The organism is Aequorivita sp. IT1183, from assembly GCF_058068265.1.
In genome coordinates this window covers 160,426-177,851 of record NZ_JBYRHS010000003.1, presented here as the reverse complement: position 1 = coordinate 177,851, position 17,426 = coordinate 160,426, and the positions used below count along the sequence as shown (strand labels likewise).

Here is a 17,426-nt window from a genome sequence, read left to right as displayed (position 1 = left end):
AGCGAAAATAGAGGTGGTTTAATTGAGAATTGCTAAAATTCTGTTAAATAAAAAACTTGAAATTATAAAATATTCAACACCTTTTCGGGCGGTCTTCCAACTACGGCATGAGTGCCATTTATTGCGATTGGGCGCTCTATAAGTTTCGGGTATTTAATCATTGCATCAATTAGCTCGTCATCGGTAAGATTTTTGCCATTGTAGTTTTCCTTCCATTCAGCTTCGTTGGTTCTAACGAGCTCAATTGGTTTTATACCTAGTAGTTCTATAACCTGCTTTAATTCTTGGTGCGAAGGTGGGTTTTCAAGATATTTTATAATTTCAATAGTTTCGCCTTTCTCCTCCAAAAGATGAAGCGCTTGGCGCGATTTGCTGCAACGAGGGTTGTGGTATAATGTGGTCATATATTTAATTCAATATTCAAAGTTTAAGATTCAAGGTTTGCTTTACTCTCAAACATCATATTATTTTTGCGATAACTCTTCCAATTCTAATTTGTAGTCGTATTGCAAATCTTCGTGCAGTGTTTCCACTTTTTTCGAAATATAATCAATTTGTCTATTGTATAAATTGGTGAGCGTCGCGTTTCGTTTTATGGATGGTTTAAAATCTTTTAGCTTTTCACAAAAATAGAGCAAAAGTTCTACTTCGGTTTCTTTGTTTTGCGAATAACGAATAAATTTTTTAAGCTCCCGTAAAATCTTCCGAACACTTTTTTTTATGTAGAAAAAAGTCTTGGTATTTATGGTTTCAAAATCTGTATCTACTTTCTCTTTTATACTCTGAATAAATGCTTCTTCATCTGCAGATTCAAATAATAAATAGGTGAGTAATTCCTTATTTTCCTTCTTAAATTTTGAAAGTCGAAGACAAAGCTCCAGCAATTCCTGCGTAGAACGGTGAGTTAGCTCGGTTTTAATTTCTTTTAAGGATGCAGCCTTCATTCGGTTTATTAAAAGTGAAATTATTTTAAATTGTATTAAACGAAGATATATCCTTAAAAAGAAAAATTGATGGAATGAAGTTGTTTTAACAGCATATTTATTTTGGCAGGAATCAATTTTGCTTACATTTAACTTCGCAAAAAATAAAAATGTATTTTACAAAAACCTGCATTGCCTTAATAATTTGTTTATTACCAAATTTGGAGGCGTTTTCTCAAACGACTTCAGAAAGCAAAATTTACGAAACCTACGATAAAATTGTCGGTCTAAATAATACTGGTCTTTATAATGGGACAGAATTTACAGACCTGTTTTTAAACACAGATGGAACCTTTAGATATTTCAATGGTTTTGATTACACCAAAGGAGCTGTAACCTACAATGGACAATATTATGTAAATGTTTTATTGAAATACGACCTTTTAGAAGACAGACTTTTAACAAGCTCTAACGATAATTTGAGCGTTTTTAATGTGAATTTAATTCCAGAATTTGTTGAATCCTTTTCAATATACAATCGCAACTTTGTTAGGCTTACAGACACAAACTTGAATCTTTCCGGAAATGGTTTTTTTGAAGCAGCGTTCCTTGGCAATGATCTTGAATTGTATATAAAACACGCAAAACGGAAGAAAGACAAAGCGTTAAATACAGGTATTCAATATAGGTTTTCTGAAGACAATTTCTACGTGCTGAAAAGTAACGACAAGTACACGATAATAAACTCTCCAAGAGATATGCGGAAAATACTTCCGCAGAAAGAAGAAGAAATAAGAACGTTTTATAAAAGTTACAAAACGCTCTACAAAGCTAACCCCAACGTTTTTATGGCAAATCTTGTGAAATATCTTGATGGGCCAAAAAAGGAAACTAATCAGTTATAATTTGATGTCGAATTTCTCCATGCAAAATAGAATTTTTGCCATTGTTATATTTTTATTGACTACTACCGTATCCTTCGCACAGAACGGTGAAAATATTTCGGCAACATTTAAAAATACACCTTTAAAAGAAGCCGTTTTAAAAGTAGAAACACTCACAAATAAAACTTTCTATTTTGAAGAATCTTGGCTAAAAGGACATTTTGTAACAGTCACTTTCGAAAATGAGTCGCTTCGTACAGTATTGGATGGTCTTTTCAGCAATACAAATATCAACTATGTTTTAAACGATGGAAATGTAATTCTCTTAAACAACACCTACGTTTACACTGAATTGCCAACAGATTTTTTCAACGAATCTAAACCTGATGAAAAGGTAATTGAAGACAATAATAATGCGCCAATATTTCAAGAAGAATATGCTGGGCAGGGAACCGTGCAGACTAGAAAATTGGTGACAATAGGCAAGCAAACTCCAAATGCTGCTAACAAAACATACACACTTTCGGGTGTTTTTAAAAATTCTAAAACTGGCGAACCGCTTCAAAATCTATCTATTTCAACTACAGATAGAAGTAAATATTCAGTAACCGATTCCGAAGGGCGTTTCAGCATTCGTTTGCCGTATGGTTTAAATAAACTGGAAACGAATCTTTTGGGTTTTGAAAGAATTCGCCAAGACGTAATTGTATATGGCGATGGCACGCTCAATTTAGAACTGAGAGAAAACACCGAGTCGCTCGAAGAAGTGATTGTAAAATCTAATAAAGACGCCAATGTGCGCGATGCAGTTGTTGGCGTTACCAATATTAATATTGAAGCTATTAAAACCATTCCGCTGGTTTTGGGCGAGCGCGATATTTTAAAAGTTGCAACCACAATGCCTGGGATTAAAACTACCGGCGAAGGCTCGAGTGGTTTCAATGTGCGTGGTGGACGAGCAGATCAAAACCTGATTTTACTGGACGATGCCGTACTTTACAATCCGTCGCACTTTTTGGGTTTCTTTTCAGCAGTTAATCCTTTTACCACTGGCAGTTTAGAAATTTATAAAGCCAGCATTCCTGCGGAATATGGAGGTAGATTATCATCTGTGTTTGATATTGAAACCAAATCTGGCGATATGGAAAAATTTAAAGGTGAAGGTTCTGTTGGGCCAATAACCGCAAATCTCGCTGTAGAAGTTCCCGTTGTAAAGGGAAAAGCCTCGTTAATTGCTGGTTTTAGAGCTACATATTCAGATTATATTTTAAGAAGTTTGGACGAAGAAGAACTAAAAAACAGTGAAGCTTCTTTTTACGACGGCATTGTAAAATACAAACACAATATAGACAACGATAACACCATTCAGGGAACAGTATATTATAGTAAAGACCGTTTTAGTATAACTTCCGATTCTATTTTTGATTATAACAACCGCCTAATTTCATTGAAATACGGACACAATTTCAGCGAAAAGAGTAGGGCAGAAGTTATTTTGGTGAATAGTCAATACAAATACGGAATCAATTATGAAGCAGATGCAAACGAAGATTTTGATTTTGGTTATGAACTAAACGAATACCAAGCAAAGCTTAATTTAAACTATAAAATTAGCAATAAACACAAGTTAAGTTACGGTGTAAGTAGTAAGCTGTATTCTATAAATCCTGGAGATATTGTACCTATCGGAACAAATTCTGATGTAGAAGCAAAAACGCTGGATCGTGAAAAAGGTTTGGAATCTGCTGTATATCTTGCCGATTTATTTGAAGTAAGTGAAAAACTGTTATTAGATTTTGGTTTGCGCTATTCATTATATGCAGCCTTGGGTGAAGCTACTCAAAATGTTTACGAAGAAGGTGTTCCAAAAAATGAAAGTTCGGTAATAGAAGTTAGAAATTACGACAAAAACGAAGTTATTGAAACCTACGGCGGCCCAGAATATAGGCTTGCAGCACGTTATTTGTTGGGAAGTGATTTTTCCGTGAAAGCTGGGTTTAACAGAACAATTCAATATTTGCATCTTCTTTCAACAAATACTACGCAATCGCCAACAGATATTTGGAAACTTTCCGACCTAAATATTGCGCCACAACGAGCGAATCAATACAGCTTAGGATTCTTCAAAAATCTTCCAGGAAAGGATGTGGAATTTAGCTTAGAAGGCTATTACAAAACAATGGCCGATTTGCTGGATTATAAAATTGGAGCGCAATTAATTTTGAACGACGACCTTGAAACTGAACTACTGCAAGGCGAAGGAAAAGCCTACGGTTTAGAACTTTTGGTTAAGAAAAATGCTGGTAGATTTAATGGTTATGTAGGCTACAGTTATTCGCGATCGCAAGTAAAACTGGATAGCCAAATTATGCAGGAACGCGTAAATAATGGCGAATTTTTCCCCGCGAACTACGATAAGCCACACGATTTTTCAGTAGTTGCAAATTACAAGCTTACGAAGCGTTTTAGCTTTTCAGGAAATTTTACCTATCAAACAGGGCGACCTATTACATATCCAATAGGGCGTTATGTTTTTGCGGGGGAGGAACAAGTGCTTTATAGCGACCGGAATCAATTCAGAATTCCAGATTATTACCGTCTAGATTTAGGGGTAAACATTGAAGGAAACCACAAATTGAATAAGCTAGCACACAGTTTTGTTAATATATCTGTGTATAACGTTTTGGGAAGAAACAATCCATATTCCGTATTTTTCGTGAATGATGCTGGAGAGATAAAGGCCTATAAAACCTCAATTTTTTCAATTCCTGTTCCTACTATAACATATAACTTCAAGTTTTAGAAAAGATGAAAACAAAAATTTTATTTACCGTTCTTTTCGTACTACTTCTTACTCAAATAGGTTGTACCGAAGCCTATGTAATTGAGACTGTAGATTTTGAAAGTGTTTTGGTTGTAGAAAGCACCATAACCGACGAAATGAAACCACAAATTGTTAAACTGAGCAAAACGTCAACTTTAGAAAATCCTGAAATACTTGTTGAAAGTAATGCTTCGGTTGTTGTAAATACTAGCAGTGGCGATAACTTCACTTTTTCTTGGAATAGCGAAAAAGGTTATTATATTTCAAACAATTCTTTTCGTGCAGAACCAAATGTAACTTATCATTTAAGCATAATTACGCGAGACGGAAAGCGCTATACTTCTACTGAAGTAAGTTTGCCTCCTTCAATAGAAATGAATGATGTTTATGCAGAGCGAATAAACAATCCGGATGATGACAAGGACGGTGTGCAGGTTTTAGTAAACACCGAGGATCCTTCTGGCAACGCTAAGTATTTTAGATATGAATATGAAGAAACTTACAAAATTGTTGCCCCGTATCCGTCGCCATTTTTTGTTGAAATTATAAATTACGATTATACTGTTGGCACTTACGATGTTGTATTAACACCAAGAGAACCTGAAGAAATTTGTTATACTACTGAAATTTCTACAGGAATTACCCAAACAACTACAACAGAGCTTAATGAAAACAGAGTGTTTCGTTTCCCTGTTAGATATCTCTCAAAACTTGATGCTAGATTTCAAACACGATATAGCATTTTGGTAAAGCAATATGTTCAGAGTGTTGAAGCTTTTACGTTTTATAAAATTATAAAGGAACTTGGTAGCGTTGAAAGTTTACTGTCGCAAGGTCAGCCAGGCTATGTAGCCGGCAATATGGTTTCAGAAGAAGATGCAAGCCAAAAGGTATTGGGATTCTTTGAGGCTTCTTCAATGACTTCAAAACGCATATATTTTAATTACGAAGATGTTGGGCTAGAGAAACCACCCTATTTTGTGGATTGCGAAGTGCTAACTTTAGACTATAATGATGCCACCGTAATGGATGATGATCCTAACGAGCGCGAAGCTTTCTATCAACTTATAAAATATAGTGATTACCAAGTACTCGCTGCAAATACGCGTCGCATCTATAGAGTTGTTCAGCCAGAATGCAGTGTTTGCACCTCATTTTCATCAAACATAAGACCCGATTTTTGGGAAGATTAATTATGATAAAGAATTTAGTTTTTATAGTATTTATTTTTTTCGGAATAGCCGGAGATGCGCAAATTCTGAAGAAAGATAATTTAGTTGATACTAGTGTCTTTCCTCAGGAAATTGTTCAACTGTCCATTAACTCGAGTACATTGCTCGCTGGCGAATTACTTCAGTATAAAGCGTACAGTTTAAATTCCGCAAACAAAAAAAGCGAACTCAGTAAGTTACTCTACGTTTCACTGCGTAGCGCCAACGATTCGGTAGTTTTTAGCCATAAATTGAAGATAGAAAACGGAGCGGCGAACGGTGATTTCTTTATTCCTTCCAATCTAAAAACAGGAATTTACAAGCTGATTGGTTACACTAATTTTTCAAAAAATAACGCTCAGAACGCTTTTGCGCAAAAGGATATTTATGTTATAAATACTTTCGTGAAAAGCGAAGTGGCTAACGCTACAAAGGATACCATTTTTATAAAAGCTTCTGTTGAAAAGGATTTCAATATTTCAGAAAATGAAGTTGATTCAAAAACACTTAAAGTTAATTTGACTAAACAATCTTTTGGCTTGCGCGAAAAAGTGACTTTAAATCTGGAAAGTACTGATATTAGTGCGAACGGATATTATATTATTTCAGTAAGAAAGGTAAATCCGCTTAAGATTTCAAATGAAGTTTCAAAAGCTAATAAAGCTATTTCTTCTGAAGTATTTTATGTTCCCGAACTCCGTGGCCAACTGATTTCCGGAGTCGTTGTATCAAAAACTGATAATGTTCCTGCTGCCAATAAAGAAGTGGCATTAACCATCCCCGGAAAGGATTTTATTTTCAAAACAGCTAAAACAAATGCACAAGGCCGCTTTTTCTTTTCTGTAAATGAATCCTATGATGCCGAGAAAAGTATTGTGCAGTTATATGGAGACGAAGCAGCAAGAAATTCGCACAAAGTTGTATTGGACGATAAGGATTTAAAAATTACGGAGGGCGCGCAATACTACCTAAAATTGGAGCCACAATTGAAGGAGTGGCTGGAAGAACGCAGTGTGCAAATGCAAGTTGAAAACGCATATTACGATACAAAAAAGGATAGTATCTTAAAGAATAAAATTAATCCTTCGTTTTATAATCACTTGGGAACGGTTTATTTTTTAGACGACTATACGCGATTCCCAACGGTTAGAGAAACTTTTATTGAAGTGGTAACACTCGCGGCAATAAGAGGTTCAGAAATGAATATTCGGTTTTTAGTAAATAATGCGTACGATCCAAATAATATAGCAAAATTTAATAGCATAGATCCACTAGTTTTAATGGATGGAATGTTGATTCAGGATAATTCTGAATTGATAAATTACAACGCGCGTGATATTGATAATATCCGCGTTATTATTCAGCCATATCGTTATGGTTCTAAAATCTATAGCGGAATTATTGCTGTGGAAACTAAAAAAGGAGATTTCAATACAAGTTTATACAATGAATATTCTGAAGAAATGAATCTACCTGCTTTGGTTAAGCAAAAGGAATATTACAGTCCAGATTATAGCGGTAATGCTCAACTCTCGAGAATACCAGATTACAGAGTACAGCTACTTTGGCAACCTGAAATAAATCTTTCTGAAAAAGGTTTTTCAACATCATTTTATACTTCAGATGTTTCGGGAACTTTTGAAATTTTGATAGAAGGTTTTTCCAGTCAGGGAGTGTATCTCTCTGACAAACACTACATTAGGGTTTTGGAAAATTAACATAAAACGTTAAAAATTTATGCGATTATGTTAAAATATGTTAATATAATCTATTAACTTTAATGGTTCTTATCGATTCGCTAATAAAATCATTCTTATCATGCTTCATTGGAAAGCAATATACTTCATTTTAGCCATCGTCTTTGGGGTCATAGGCTTCATTGGTATAGGCGAAGGTGGGCTTGAGCCTGCCAAATATATTGCAGGTATGTTTCTCTTTTTATTTTTAGTTTTTTGGGCAGTTGATTTTAGGGGGAGAAAAAAAAATAAAACATCAATGTTAAAGTTTTGGAAATGAATTGGTTCCAAAAACAAGTTTATGTACATTTATAAAACTATCATATCGGGGTGCTTAAGTTTAAACAGCTGAGAATAAACCCGTAAAACTTCCAATAGGATAATGCCAGTTGAAGGAATATGATTTGCAAAGGGAACTTAGATTTAAATCTTGTTCCCTTTGTTTTTTTAAAGGCTGCATTCTCCGTTTAAGAAATCATCAAGTGTTGGGTTATATTGATTATTAAAAATATCTCCCGAAATATTCATATTGATAACTGCCGCAGAAATTCCACAAAAATCAGCCAATGAATTATTGCCTCCAATGTTTAAACCTCCAAAACTTGTTAAATTAGCCAAATCATTAAGGTTAATAAGATTTGGGTTTACGTATATTCTAAGGTCTTCACCTACAGAAATTAAGCTTGTTAGTCCCATTCTGGAAATTTTTGAAGAGCTAATTAGTGCATAAGTTCCTACAGTTGTTAGCGAACTCAAAACTTCTAGACTTTCTATATTTTCATTATAATCAATATCCAGAAATTCATCAATTGTTGTAACGTTCTGTAAACCATTTATTGATCTTAACTCAGTGTTAAAACCAAAATATAGATTTTTAAGCCTTGTGGCATCATTTAGAATATTTAATTCTACAATTTTTGAACCCTCAATTTGTAGTCCACCCGTAAAGTTTGATACATTGTGAAGTCCATCTATATCTTCCAAAATAGAATTTGAATAAAATATTAAATCACCTCCAATATGGGTAAGTCCCTCCAATGGATTTAGATTTAGTAGTTCGTGATTGTAATATATTTCCAAAGATTGCCCAATAAATTCCAAATTCTCTAATCCCTCAAGAGTTTGGGCCGTTGTATGACCAATTTTAACTTCACCATAAACCTTTTTTAAGTCATTCAGCGGAGTTAAATCGTAAATCTCAAATCCGTGAAGCGTTAAATTGTAACGAATTTCATTATAGTGATGAGAACCAAATTCATTTACAGCTTCCTGGGTATTTAAAAAAATACTGTTTTCATAAACATTTGCGGTATAAACATTTGTATTAAATGAAAAATTTACTGTTGCCGTTTGGCTACCATTTGTGGCAGTAATTTTACCATTGTAAGAAGTATCAGCTACAAGTCCGGTATATGTATATGCTGTTTGCGCAAAGTTGTCCTCAGTCAATTCATTATTAAGATATATTTTGTAAGATATATTTGAGCCTTCAGGTGCGGTCCATGTTATTGTTGCAGACCTATCTGTAACATTTTGAACTTCTACTTGAAATATAAAAGATATATTTTCCTCATCGCTACTGTCTTTGCTACAGCTTAAACAGTTGAGGGCAATGAATAAAACTGAAAGTATTTTTGTTTTCATAAATTTTTAGGTTTAAAAAAATAATCTATTCTTAAATTACTGAACTGTTCACTGCAGCTGAAGACTACACACTTTTTCTTAAAGCTCATCCGATTTCTCTTTCTGCCCACTCATCATTAAATAAGCTTTCAAAAACCCATCAATTTCGCCATCGAGCATTGCGTCTGTATTTCCGGTTTCGTGGCCGGTACGCACGTCTTTCACTAGTTTATAAGGGTGCAAAACGTAATTACGAATTTGCGAACCCCACTCAATAGCCATTTTGCTATCTTCAATTTCGGCACGTTGGGCTAATTGTTTGCGAAGTTCAATTTCATACAATTGCGATTTCAACATTTGCATTGCTTTTTCGCGATTGTCTAATTGGCTCCGTGTTTCACTATTATGAATAATAATTCCGGATGGGTGGTGGGTAAGGATAGCTTTTGTTTCTACCTTGTTTACGTTTTGTCCCCCAGCGCCGCTACTTCGGGCAAATTCCCAAGAAATATCAGCTGGGTTAATATCAATTTCGATGGTATCATCAACTAACGGATATACATAAACACTCGCAAAACTTGTATGTCGTTTCGCATTGCTATCAAATGGCGAAATACGCACCAAGCGGTGTACGCCATTTTCACTTTTTAGCCACCCAAAAGCGAATTCACCCTCAATTTCTATAGTTACAGTTTTAACTCCTGCAACATCGCCAGCCTGAAAGTTGAGTTCCTTTACTTTGTAATTATTTTTCTGCGCCCACATTAGGTACATGCGCATTAGCATTTCTGCCCAATCGCAACTTTCCGTTCCGCCGGCACCCGCTGTAATTTGAAGCACGGCGCTCATATCATCGCCTTCTTGGCCAAGCATATTCCGAAATTCAATAGACTCAATTGCGGCTTCTGCTTTTTCAAAAGTAGCGTCTACATTTTCAGCTTTTCCTTCGCCTTCTTTATAAAATTCCAGAAAAATTTCAGTTTCTTCGGTAAGCGTTTTTGCAGCTTCGTAGTCGGTAACCCATTTCTTTTTAGTTCGTAAAACCTTCATAAAGGCTTCGGCTTCTCGTGGGTTATTCCAAAAATTAGGATCGAAAGTTTTTTCTTCGTCGTTAGTAATCTCTATGCTTTTGCCAGCAATGTCAAAGATAGCGCCTCAAGGCATCTAGCCGCACCTTAAGGTCTTTAATTTGGTCTGTTGTGGTCATATTTTTGTTCCGAGAAATCGGGTATTTTTCGATGTATTTTCAATATAAATAGCTTGAAAATAGGTTTCCAAAATGTTTCGATCACAAAAATAGAATTAACTTAGTGAGAAGAATAATTTTTTCGGCTAATTTTATACTTTCTTAGAATTTGTATTCTAAATAGTCGCTAACCCATTTAAACTCTATTGTCATGAAAAATATATTGTTTTTTTTCGCATTAATAATTTCCACTATGGCTGTCGCCCAAAACGACGAAGCCTATGTAAACTCCTTAGTAGCTCAAAAATTCGCAGAGCTCGAATTACAGCAAAACCCTGAATATTTTTCCAGAAAAGATTATTGCGATGGTAATGTCATGATTTTTACTATGCCCGATGGAAAAATGTGTACATCGAGCAGTACGTATTATTCTACTTATGTTATTTGGAAAGAAAGTGATACCGTTTTAAAAATTCAAAAATTTGATAACTGCGGAAGTTTTAGACCTATGAGTATAGTTAGACACAAAACAATTGTGAAGGTGCTTAATGAAAAAGAAGCTTTAAAAAGAGAAGAAGTAAAACCATTTAAAAGTGCACAAGTAGATGATGATGCATTTGGGAATATGTCTGTAAAATCCTGCCACAAGGAATACAAATTTGTTTTGGAAGGAAAAGTATTCGAAAAAAAGTTTAAGGAATTTGATTTAACAAACGAATCAAAATTTAAAAATGTTAATGCCGACCATAACAACTCGTTAGAATTAATAAAACTTGATAATCTAATTTCAGAAATGATTAAAAGTTTTGACGAGAACGGTAAATTTTATAGAGAAAATTAAAAGAATGATTATAGATTTAAGAAGCGACACGGTAACCAAACCTACTCCAAAAATGATGCAGGCTATTATGACTGCTGAAGTTGGCGATGACGTATATAAAGAAGACCCAACAGTAAATAAATTAGAACAAAAACTTGCAGAAATGTTTGGCATGGATGCCGCACTGTTTTTCCCAACGGGAAGCATGGCAAACCAAGCCTCTATAAAAATGCATACCCAACCGGGCGAACAATTAATTGCCGATAAATGGGCCCATGTTTACAACTACGAAGGTGGTGGAGTTTCATTTAACAGCGGTGTTTCGTGTAAACTTTTAGACGGCGACCGAGGAATGATAACGGCACAAGCAGTGGAGGAAAATATAAACCCACCAGACTTTTACCACAGTCCGCTTACTACTCTGGTTTGTTTAGAAAATACCACCAACAAAGGCGGCGGTGCTTGTTATGATTTTTCTGAAATTGAAAAGATTAGAAAAGTATGCGACACACACGGCTTAGGACTTCATCTTGATGGCGCGCGAATTTGGAATGCGCTAATTGCAAAAAACGAAGACCCAAAACAATACGGAAAAGTTTTTGATACCATTTCGGTCTGCCTGAGCAAAGGTTTGGGTACGCCAATGGGAAGCGTTTTACTTGGGAAAAAAGATATAATGAAAAAAGCCATGCGCGTTCGCAAAGTATTGGGCGGCGGGATGCGGCAGATAGGTTTTATGGCGGCAGCAGGTATTTATGCTTTAGATAATCATTTAGATCGCTTGGCTGAAGATCATAAAAAAGCTGCTGAAATTTCTGAAAATATTTCAAAACTATCTTACATAAAAAAGGTTGAACCAACAGAAACTAATATTGTAATATTTTATCTTTCAGAAGATATTTCCGAAGAAAAATTTATGAAGGATTTACTTCAGAAAAACATTAAGATAAGTTCGATGGGGCAGGGAAAATTGCGGGTTGTAACCCATTTAGATTATACAGACCAAATGCACAAAACCTTTTTACAAGTGCTGAATAATTATTCACAATAGAATTTTCTTTATGCTCGATATTTCAGCATCATATACAGATTTGTATCAATTAACGATGGCTCAGGTTTACTTTAAAACGAAGCCTAATAGTACAGCCGTTTTCGACTATTATTTCAGAAATAATCCATTTGGCGGTGGTTACACCATTTTTGCCGGTTTGGGAAATATTCTCGAGATTCTAGAAAATTTGCGCTTCAAAAAAGAAGATATTGCTTACTTAAAGCGTCACGATTTTGAAGCAGATTTTTTAGAATACCTACAAGATTTCCGTTTTCGTGGAACTATCCTTTCTAATGCCGAAGGTGATGTTGTTTTTCCGAATATGCCCATCCTTCAAGTAGAAGGAAATATTATGGAAGTGCAAATTGTGGAAACCGTTTTGCTAAATATGCTAAACTTTCAAACGCTTATTGCAACAAAAGCGAGTCGTATTCGGCATAGTGCTGGAAATAAAATCTTGCTCGATATGGGGTTACGGCGAGCGCACGCAACTGGCGGTTATTTTGCTTCACGAGCCGCTGCAATTGGCGGAATTGATAGTACAAGCAATGTTAAAGCGGCTGAAGATTTCAATATTTCGGCTTCGGGAACGATGGCGCATTCATTTATTCAAAGTTATGGCGATGAATTGGAAGCATTCCGCGATTTTGCACAAATACGTTCAAAAAATTGTGTGCTTTTAGTTGACACTTACAACACTTTAAAAAGTGGAATCCCGAACGCTATTACGGTAGCCAAAGAAATGGAAAAGAGAGGCGAAAAATTGTACGGTGTGCGATTAGACAGTGGCGATTTATCCTATTTGGCGAAGAAAACCCGCAACTTACTTGACGATGCAGGTTTGGAATATGTTAGGATTGTAGCTTCAAATCAGTTGGATGAATATGTAATAAAGAGTTTGAACGAGCAAAAAGCACCTATAGATATTTTTGGTGTTGGCACCAACCTAGTAACCGGCAAACCCGATGCCGCCTTAGACGGCGTGTATAAACTGTCGGAATACAACGGCGATCCCCGCATTAAACTTTCAGAGAACATTATTAAAGTATCGCTTCCTTCCAAAAAGCAGGTTTATAGAATGATTGACCAGAATGGAATGTTTTACGGTGCAGATGTAATTGGCCTTTCTTCGGAAGAAAAAATAGCAAAGATGCTCCATCCTTTTGATTCTAATAAAAGTATGGAACTTCAGAACTTTGACCGTGAAGCACTTTTAAATGAAGTGATGCGCAATGGAAAAAGCACTATTGAAAAGAAAACGGTTGCTGAAATTGCGAAATATACCAAAGCTCGTTTGGCGCTTTTGCCGGACGAATATAAACGTTTTCAAAACCCTCATATTTATAAAATTGGTTTGAGCCCAAACCTGAAAAACGTTCGAGATCGTTTAGTTTCGGAACATAAATTTTAATTAATGAAGACACTGATAGTTGTAGATGCACAAAACGATTTTATGCCCGGCGGCTCGCTTCCCGTGCCCAATGGCGAGGAAATAGTTTCAGTAATTAATTCTATGCAGTCTAAATTCGATTTGGTTGTAGCTTCTCAAGATTGGCATCCGCAAAATCATATCAGCTTTGCTTCAAACCATCCAGGGAAATCGGTTTTCGACACTATTGAAATTGAGGGGAAATCGCAGACTTTATGGCCCGACCACTGCGTTCAAAATACTGATGGAACGCTTTTTCACCCGAAACTTGAGACTGCTTGTTGGGAGGCAATATTCCGTAAAGGTACAGACCCAAGTATGGACAGTTACAGCGCTTTTTATGACAATGGACATTTAAAATCTACAGGGCTTGCTGGCTACTTAAAAGAGAAGGGCACCTCGCAACTTTATTTTTGCGGACTGGCTGCAGATATCTGTGTTTACTATTCCATTTTAGATGCCTTTAAGGAAGGTTTTGCCTGCTTTTTTATTGAAGATGCTTCAAAAGCATTGGATATTGAAGGTTTCAAAAAATTGAAAGAGAAAATGGTTTACAACGGAATTCAGATTATTTCGTCTAAGGAAATTTGATGTAAACTTTAATCAATTCTGTAATGTTTTTGAAATAAAAAAAACTGCAAATTCACGAATTAATTTGAAAAGATAATTCGTGAATTTGCAGTTAAAGTATTTGAGAGGTTTGTATTAAACCTCTTTTACAGATGCCCCTGGAGCATTTTTGCGCACAGATTCAATTCCGTTTTTGGCACCACTTTCGGCAGCATACATTTGGCTACTTCCAATAATTTGACCGTTGCTCGCTTTAACGTTGAAATGGATTTTTCCGTTTTTAGCGGTTTTCATTTCAAAGCTATCATCTTTCCCACAATTTTTCTGAACAGACTCAATACCGTTCATTGCAGAAGCTTTTGTAGCGTACATCTGGCTGGTTAAAATTACTTGTCCGTTAGAGGCTTTTAACACAAAGTGAAATTTATCACCGCTCTTTTTTAATTCAAACATAAATAAGGTTTTAGATTATTTTATAATTCTGACCTAAATATCGTGAAAAAGTAGGGGTTTCAAAAATCACATTTACAATTTATAATAAATTTAAAGTGATTTACTTTAACATATCCATTCCAGGAATGTTCGGCATTCCATCTTTTGCAACCGCTGCGATTTCGGCTTCATTTACATTTGTGGCTTTGTCTATGGCCTTATTCAGCGTTAAAATTAAATAATCTTCCAGCTGTTCTTTATCCTCCAGCAAGCTGTCTGCTATTTCGATGGTTTTTATTTTTCGGTTCGCAGTGAGTGTTACTTTTAGAAGTCCGTCGCTACTTTCTTCGTCAATAAGCACTGTGTCTAATCGTTTTTTGGTTTCTTCTACTTTTTTCTGGGTTTCTTTTAATTTGCCCATCATTCCCATTAAATCTCCAAACATATTTTTTAGTTTTAGTTTGCTGCAAATTTACTAATTTGTAACACTATTCAACAAGCTTACAATGATGAAATGCCTATTCAAAATTTTCAATCAATTCATTCATTGTGAGAAAGGCCTTTAACCTCTTGTTTAACAAATATTATTTACAGATGAAAAAATTAGCCTTCCTTTCAATTGCTTCCCTTATTTTTGCGACTTCAATACACGCGCAAGAAACTTCAACAAAAAATATGAAAATTACTCCCCCGAAAGCCGAAAAAATATCAAAGAGTCTTGAAAAACACGGCGATGTTAGAATAGATGATTATTACTGGCTTAACGATCCTGAAAATAAAAAAGTAATAGATTATTTAAATGAAGAGAATACCTATTACGAAACGATGACTGCGCACACCAAAAAGTTTAAGGATGATCTTTTTGATGAAATGAAAGCGCGCATAAAAGAAGATGATCAGTCTGTTCCTTACAAATTGAACGGTTATTACTACATAACCCGTTACGAAACTGGTAAAGACTACCCAATTTATACTCGTAAAAAAGGTTCGTTGGATGCAAAAGAAGAAGTTCTTTTTGACGTTAACGAAATGGCGAAAGATTACTCTTATTATAATCTTGCGGGCTTAAATGTTTCTGAAGACAACAAACTTATTTCTTACGGTGTAGATACTTTGAGCCGAAGAAAATATGATATTTACATTAAAAACCTTGAGACTGGCGAAATCTACACAGAACGTATTCCGCTTACCACGGGGAGTGCAACTTGGGGCAGCGACAATAAAACGCTTTTTTACACTCGAAAGGACGATAAAACCCTGCGCGCAGACAGAATTTTTCGTCATACTTTAGGCACAGATCCAATTACAGACGAACTGGTTTACACTGAAACTGACGATACTTTTGGAACGTATGTTTACAAAACAAAATCTAAAAAATATATTGTAATTGGTTCGTATAGCACACTTACTTCAGAATATCGGGTTCTGGATGCTAATAATCCAACAGGCGAATTTAAAATTTTTCAGCAGCGCGAAAGAGGTTTAGAATATAATATTTCGCATTTCGGAAATAGCTGGTACGTACTGACCAACAAAGACAAAGCGCTCAATTTTAAATTGATGACAACTTCGGAAGCCAATACTTCCAAAGAAAATTGGGTAGATATGATTGCGCACAGAAGTGACGTGCTTTTGGAAGATATTGACATTTTTAAAGATTACTTAGTTGTTAGTGAGCGAAATAACGGACTAACAAAAATTCGGATTAAGAAGTGGGAGGGAAGTGAAGATTATTACCTTCCATTTGATAATGAAACTTACACCGCTTTCCCAACGCAAAACCCAGAATTTGACACCAAAATTCTTCGTTACGGATACAATTCATTAAACACGCCGGCTTCTGTAATTGATTTCAATATGGACACCAAAGAGAAAACAGTTTTAAAAGAAACTGAAGTTTTGGGTGGAAAATTCGATAAGAACAATTACGAAACTGAACGTTTATGGGCAACAGCCGCCGATGGAACAAAAATACCAATGTCTGTAATTTATAGAAAAGGCATTAAAAAAGATGGTACTAATCCGTTGCTTATTTATGGATATGGTTCGTACGGCGCCACAATCGATCCTTACTTTTCAACGGTGCGTTTAAGTCTTTTAGATCGTGGATTTATTTTCGCAATTGCTCACGTTCGCGGAGGCGAGTATATGGGAAGACAATGGTACGAAGATGGAAAACTGCTGAAAAAGAAAAATACCTTTACTGATTTTATAGATGCTTCAAAATATTTAATCGACCAAGGTTACACATCGCCAAAACATTTATACGCTTCAGGCGGATCTGCTGGTGGTCTTTTGATGGGTGCAATCGTAAATATGGCTCCCGAATTGTATAACGGAGTTATAGCTTCTGTTCCGTTTGTAGATGTTGTTACTACCATGTTAGACGATTCAATTCCGCTTACAACTGGTGAATATGACGAATGGGGTAACCCAAATATGGTGGAATACTACAATTATATAAAAAGTTATTCACCATACGATAATGTGGAAGCGAAATCTTACCCAAATATGCTTGTTACCACAGGCCTACACGACAGTCAAGTGCAATATTGGGAACCTGCAAAATGGGTTGCAAAGATGCGTGAATTGAAAAAAGACAAAAATATATTATTACTCCAAACTAATATGGATGCTGGTCATGGCGGGGCTTCTGGACGTTTTGAAGCGTTGAAGGAAGTTGCGATGGATTATGCGTTTATATTGGATTTGGAAGGAATCAAGGACTAATAAAAAT

General features: G+C 35.5%; 16 protein-coding genes. 10 read left to right on the top strand and 6 right to left on the bottom strand.

The window, feature by feature from the left end; translation table 11 throughout:
• Positions 1-62 precede the first annotated feature (62 nt).
• The gene (arsC, locus tag AC3RVF_RS06445) at positions 63-404 is read right to left on the bottom strand and encodes an arsenate reductase (glutaredoxin) (RefSeq protein ID WP_489689759.1); all 342 of its coding nucleotides are present in this window, start codon (positions 402-404) and stop codon (positions 63-65) included.
• 60 nt (positions 405-464) lie between these two features.
• Positions 465-944, bottom strand: a complete 480-nt coding sequence (locus AC3RVF_RS06440; protein WP_489689760.1) for a hypothetical protein — start codon at positions 942-944, stop codon at positions 465-467.
• Between the two features lie 149 nt (positions 945-1,093).
• Between AC3RVF_RS06440 and AC3RVF_RS06435 the strand changes: the two genes are divergently transcribed.
• From AC3RVF_RS06435 to AC3RVF_RS06415, 5 genes are all read left to right on the top strand, one after another.
• Entirely contained in the window at positions 1,094-1,828 is a 735-nt protein-coding gene (locus AC3RVF_RS06435; protein ID WP_489693018.1) for a hypothetical protein, read from the top strand.
• A gap of 19 nt (positions 1,829-1,847) precedes the next feature.
• The gene (locus tag AC3RVF_RS06430) at positions 1,848-4,610 is read left to right on the top strand and encodes a TonB-dependent receptor (protein ID WP_489689762.1); all 2,763 of its coding nucleotides are present in this window, start codon (positions 1,848-1,850) and stop codon (positions 4,608-4,610) included.
• 5 nt (positions 4,611-4,615) lie between these two features.
• Positions 4,616-5,824: a DUF4249 domain-containing protein gene (locus AC3RVF_RS06425; protein ID WP_489689763.1), complete on the top strand. Its 1,209-nt coding sequence runs from the start codon at positions 4,616-4,618 to the stop codon at positions 5,822-5,824.
• A gap of 2 nt (positions 5,825-5,826) precedes the next feature.
• A complete protein-coding gene (locus tag AC3RVF_RS06420; RefSeq protein WP_489693017.1) occupies positions 5,827-7,560 on the top strand; it encodes a hypothetical protein in 1,734 nt (577 codons plus the stop codon).
• A gap of 100 nt (positions 7,561-7,660) precedes the next feature.
• Positions 7,661-7,858 (top strand): DUF1328 domain-containing protein, encoded by a 198-nt coding sequence (locus AC3RVF_RS06415; protein ID WP_489689765.1) that lies wholly within the window; start codon positions 7,661-7,663, stop codon positions 7,856-7,858.
• Positions 7,859-8,025: 167 nt separating this feature from the next.
• Here the strand turns inward: AC3RVF_RS06415 and AC3RVF_RS06410 are convergent, their stop codons facing one another.
• Positions 8,026-9,222: a fibronectin type III domain-containing protein gene (locus AC3RVF_RS06410; protein ID WP_489693016.1), complete on the bottom strand. Its 1,197-nt coding sequence runs from the start codon at positions 9,220-9,222 to the stop codon at positions 8,026-8,028.
• Between the two features lie 78 nt (positions 9,223-9,300).
• Positions 9,301-10,408, bottom strand: a protein-coding gene (gene prfB, locus AC3RVF_RS06405; protein WP_489689767.1) for a peptide chain release factor 2 whose coding sequence is annotated in 2 segments (ribosomal slippage) — positions 9,301-10,344 and positions 10,346-10,408 — 1,107 coding nt in all. Because the reading frame shifts where the segments join, the coding sequence is not laid out codon by codon here.
• 190 nt (positions 10,409-10,598) lie between these two features.
• On the opposite strand from prfB, the gene AC3RVF_RS06400 reads away from it, so the two are divergent.
• The 4 genes from AC3RVF_RS06400 to pncA are packed head-to-tail and all read left to right on the top strand — an operon-like array spanning position 10,599 to position 14,278.
• Positions 10,599-11,228, top strand: a complete 630-nt coding sequence (locus tag AC3RVF_RS06400) for a hypothetical protein (protein WP_489689768.1) — start codon at positions 10,599-10,601, stop codon at positions 11,226-11,228.
• A gap of 4 nt (positions 11,229-11,232) precedes the next feature.
• Complete coding sequence (locus AC3RVF_RS06395; protein WP_489693015.1) at positions 11,233-12,258, top strand: threonine aldolase family protein; 1,026 nt, start codon at positions 11,233-11,235, stop codon at positions 12,256-12,258.
• Between the two features lie 10 nt (positions 12,259-12,268).
• Complete coding sequence (locus AC3RVF_RS06390; protein WP_489693014.1) at positions 12,269-13,669, top strand: nicotinate phosphoribosyltransferase; 1,401 nt, start codon at positions 12,269-12,271, stop codon at positions 13,667-13,669.
• Between the two features lie 3 nt (positions 13,670-13,672).
• Complete coding sequence (gene pncA, locus AC3RVF_RS06385; RefSeq protein ID WP_489693013.1) at positions 13,673-14,278, top strand: bifunctional nicotinamidase/pyrazinamidase; 606 nt, start codon at positions 13,673-13,675, stop codon at positions 14,276-14,278.
• A gap of 114 nt (positions 14,279-14,392) precedes the next feature.
• On the opposite strand, the gene AC3RVF_RS06380 is transcribed toward pncA, so the two are convergent.
• Both AC3RVF_RS06380 and AC3RVF_RS06375 read right to left on the bottom strand, forming a co-directional pair.
• On the bottom strand, positions 14,393-14,710 hold the full coding sequence (locus tag AC3RVF_RS06380) for a YegP family protein (RefSeq protein ID WP_489689772.1): 318 nt from the start codon (positions 14,708-14,710) through the stop codon (positions 14,393-14,395).
• A 100-nt stretch (positions 14,711-14,810) separates the two neighbouring features.
• The gene (locus AC3RVF_RS06375) at positions 14,811-15,134 is read right to left on the bottom strand and encodes a YbaB/EbfC family nucleoid-associated protein (protein WP_489689773.1); all 324 of its coding nucleotides are present in this window, start codon (positions 15,132-15,134) and stop codon (positions 14,811-14,813) included.
• 149 nt (positions 15,135-15,283) lie between these two features.
• Between AC3RVF_RS06375 and AC3RVF_RS06370 the strand changes: the two genes are divergently transcribed.
• Positions 15,284-17,419, top strand: coding sequence for a S9 family peptidase (locus AC3RVF_RS06370; RefSeq protein WP_489693012.1), 2,136 nt, complete (start codon positions 15,284-15,286; stop codon positions 17,417-17,419).
• The last annotated feature ends 7 nt before the right edge of the window (positions 17,420-17,426 follow it).

Bases quoted from the DNA above. Each gene is read 5' to 3' on its own strand.
- arsC (WP_489689759.1), bottom strand. From the start codon at position 404: ATGACCACATTATACCACAACCCTCGTTGCAGCAAATCGCGCCAAGCG.
- AC3RVF_RS06440 (WP_489689760.1), bottom strand. From the start codon at position 944: ATGAAGGCTGCATCCTTAAAAGAAATTAAAACCGAGCTAACTCACCGT.
- AC3RVF_RS06435 (WP_489693018.1), top strand. From the start codon at position 1,094: ATGTATTTTACAAAAACCTGCATTGCCTTAATAATTTGTTTATTACCA.
- AC3RVF_RS06430 (WP_489689762.1), top strand. From the start codon at position 1,848: ATGCAAAATAGAATTTTTGCCATTGTTATATTTTTATTGACTACTACC.
- AC3RVF_RS06425 (WP_489689763.1), top strand. From the start codon at position 4,616: ATGAAAACAAAAATTTTATTTACCGTTCTTTTCGTACTACTTCTTACT.
- AC3RVF_RS06420 (WP_489693017.1), top strand. From the start codon at position 5,827: ATGATAAAGAATTTAGTTTTTATAGTATTTATTTTTTTCGGAATAGCC.
- AC3RVF_RS06415 (WP_489689765.1), top strand. From the start codon at position 7,661: ATGCTTCATTGGAAAGCAATATACTTCATTTTAGCCATCGTCTTTGGG.
- AC3RVF_RS06410 (WP_489693016.1), bottom strand. From the start codon at position 9,222: ATGAAAACAAAAATACTTTCAGTTTTATTCATTGCCCTCAACTGTTTA.
- AC3RVF_RS06400 (WP_489689768.1), top strand. From the start codon at position 10,599: ATGAAAAATATATTGTTTTTTTTCGCATTAATAATTTCCACTATGGCT.
- AC3RVF_RS06395 (WP_489693015.1), top strand. From the start codon at position 11,233: ATGATTATAGATTTAAGAAGCGACACGGTAACCAAACCTACTCCAAAA.
- AC3RVF_RS06390 (WP_489693014.1), top strand. From the start codon at position 12,269: ATGCTCGATATTTCAGCATCATATACAGATTTGTATCAATTAACGATG.
- pncA (WP_489693013.1), top strand. From the start codon at position 13,673: ATGAAGACACTGATAGTTGTAGATGCACAAAACGATTTTATGCCCGGC.
- AC3RVF_RS06380 (WP_489689772.1), bottom strand. From the start codon at position 14,710: ATGTTTGAATTAAAAAAGAGCGGTGATAAATTTCACTTTGTGTTAAAA.
- AC3RVF_RS06375 (WP_489689773.1), bottom strand. From the start codon at position 15,134: ATGTTTGGAGATTTAATGGGAATGATGGGCAAATTAAAAGAAACCCAG.
- AC3RVF_RS06370 (WP_489693012.1), top strand. From the start codon at position 15,284: ATGAAAAAATTAGCCTTCCTTTCAATTGCTTCCCTTATTTTTGCGACT.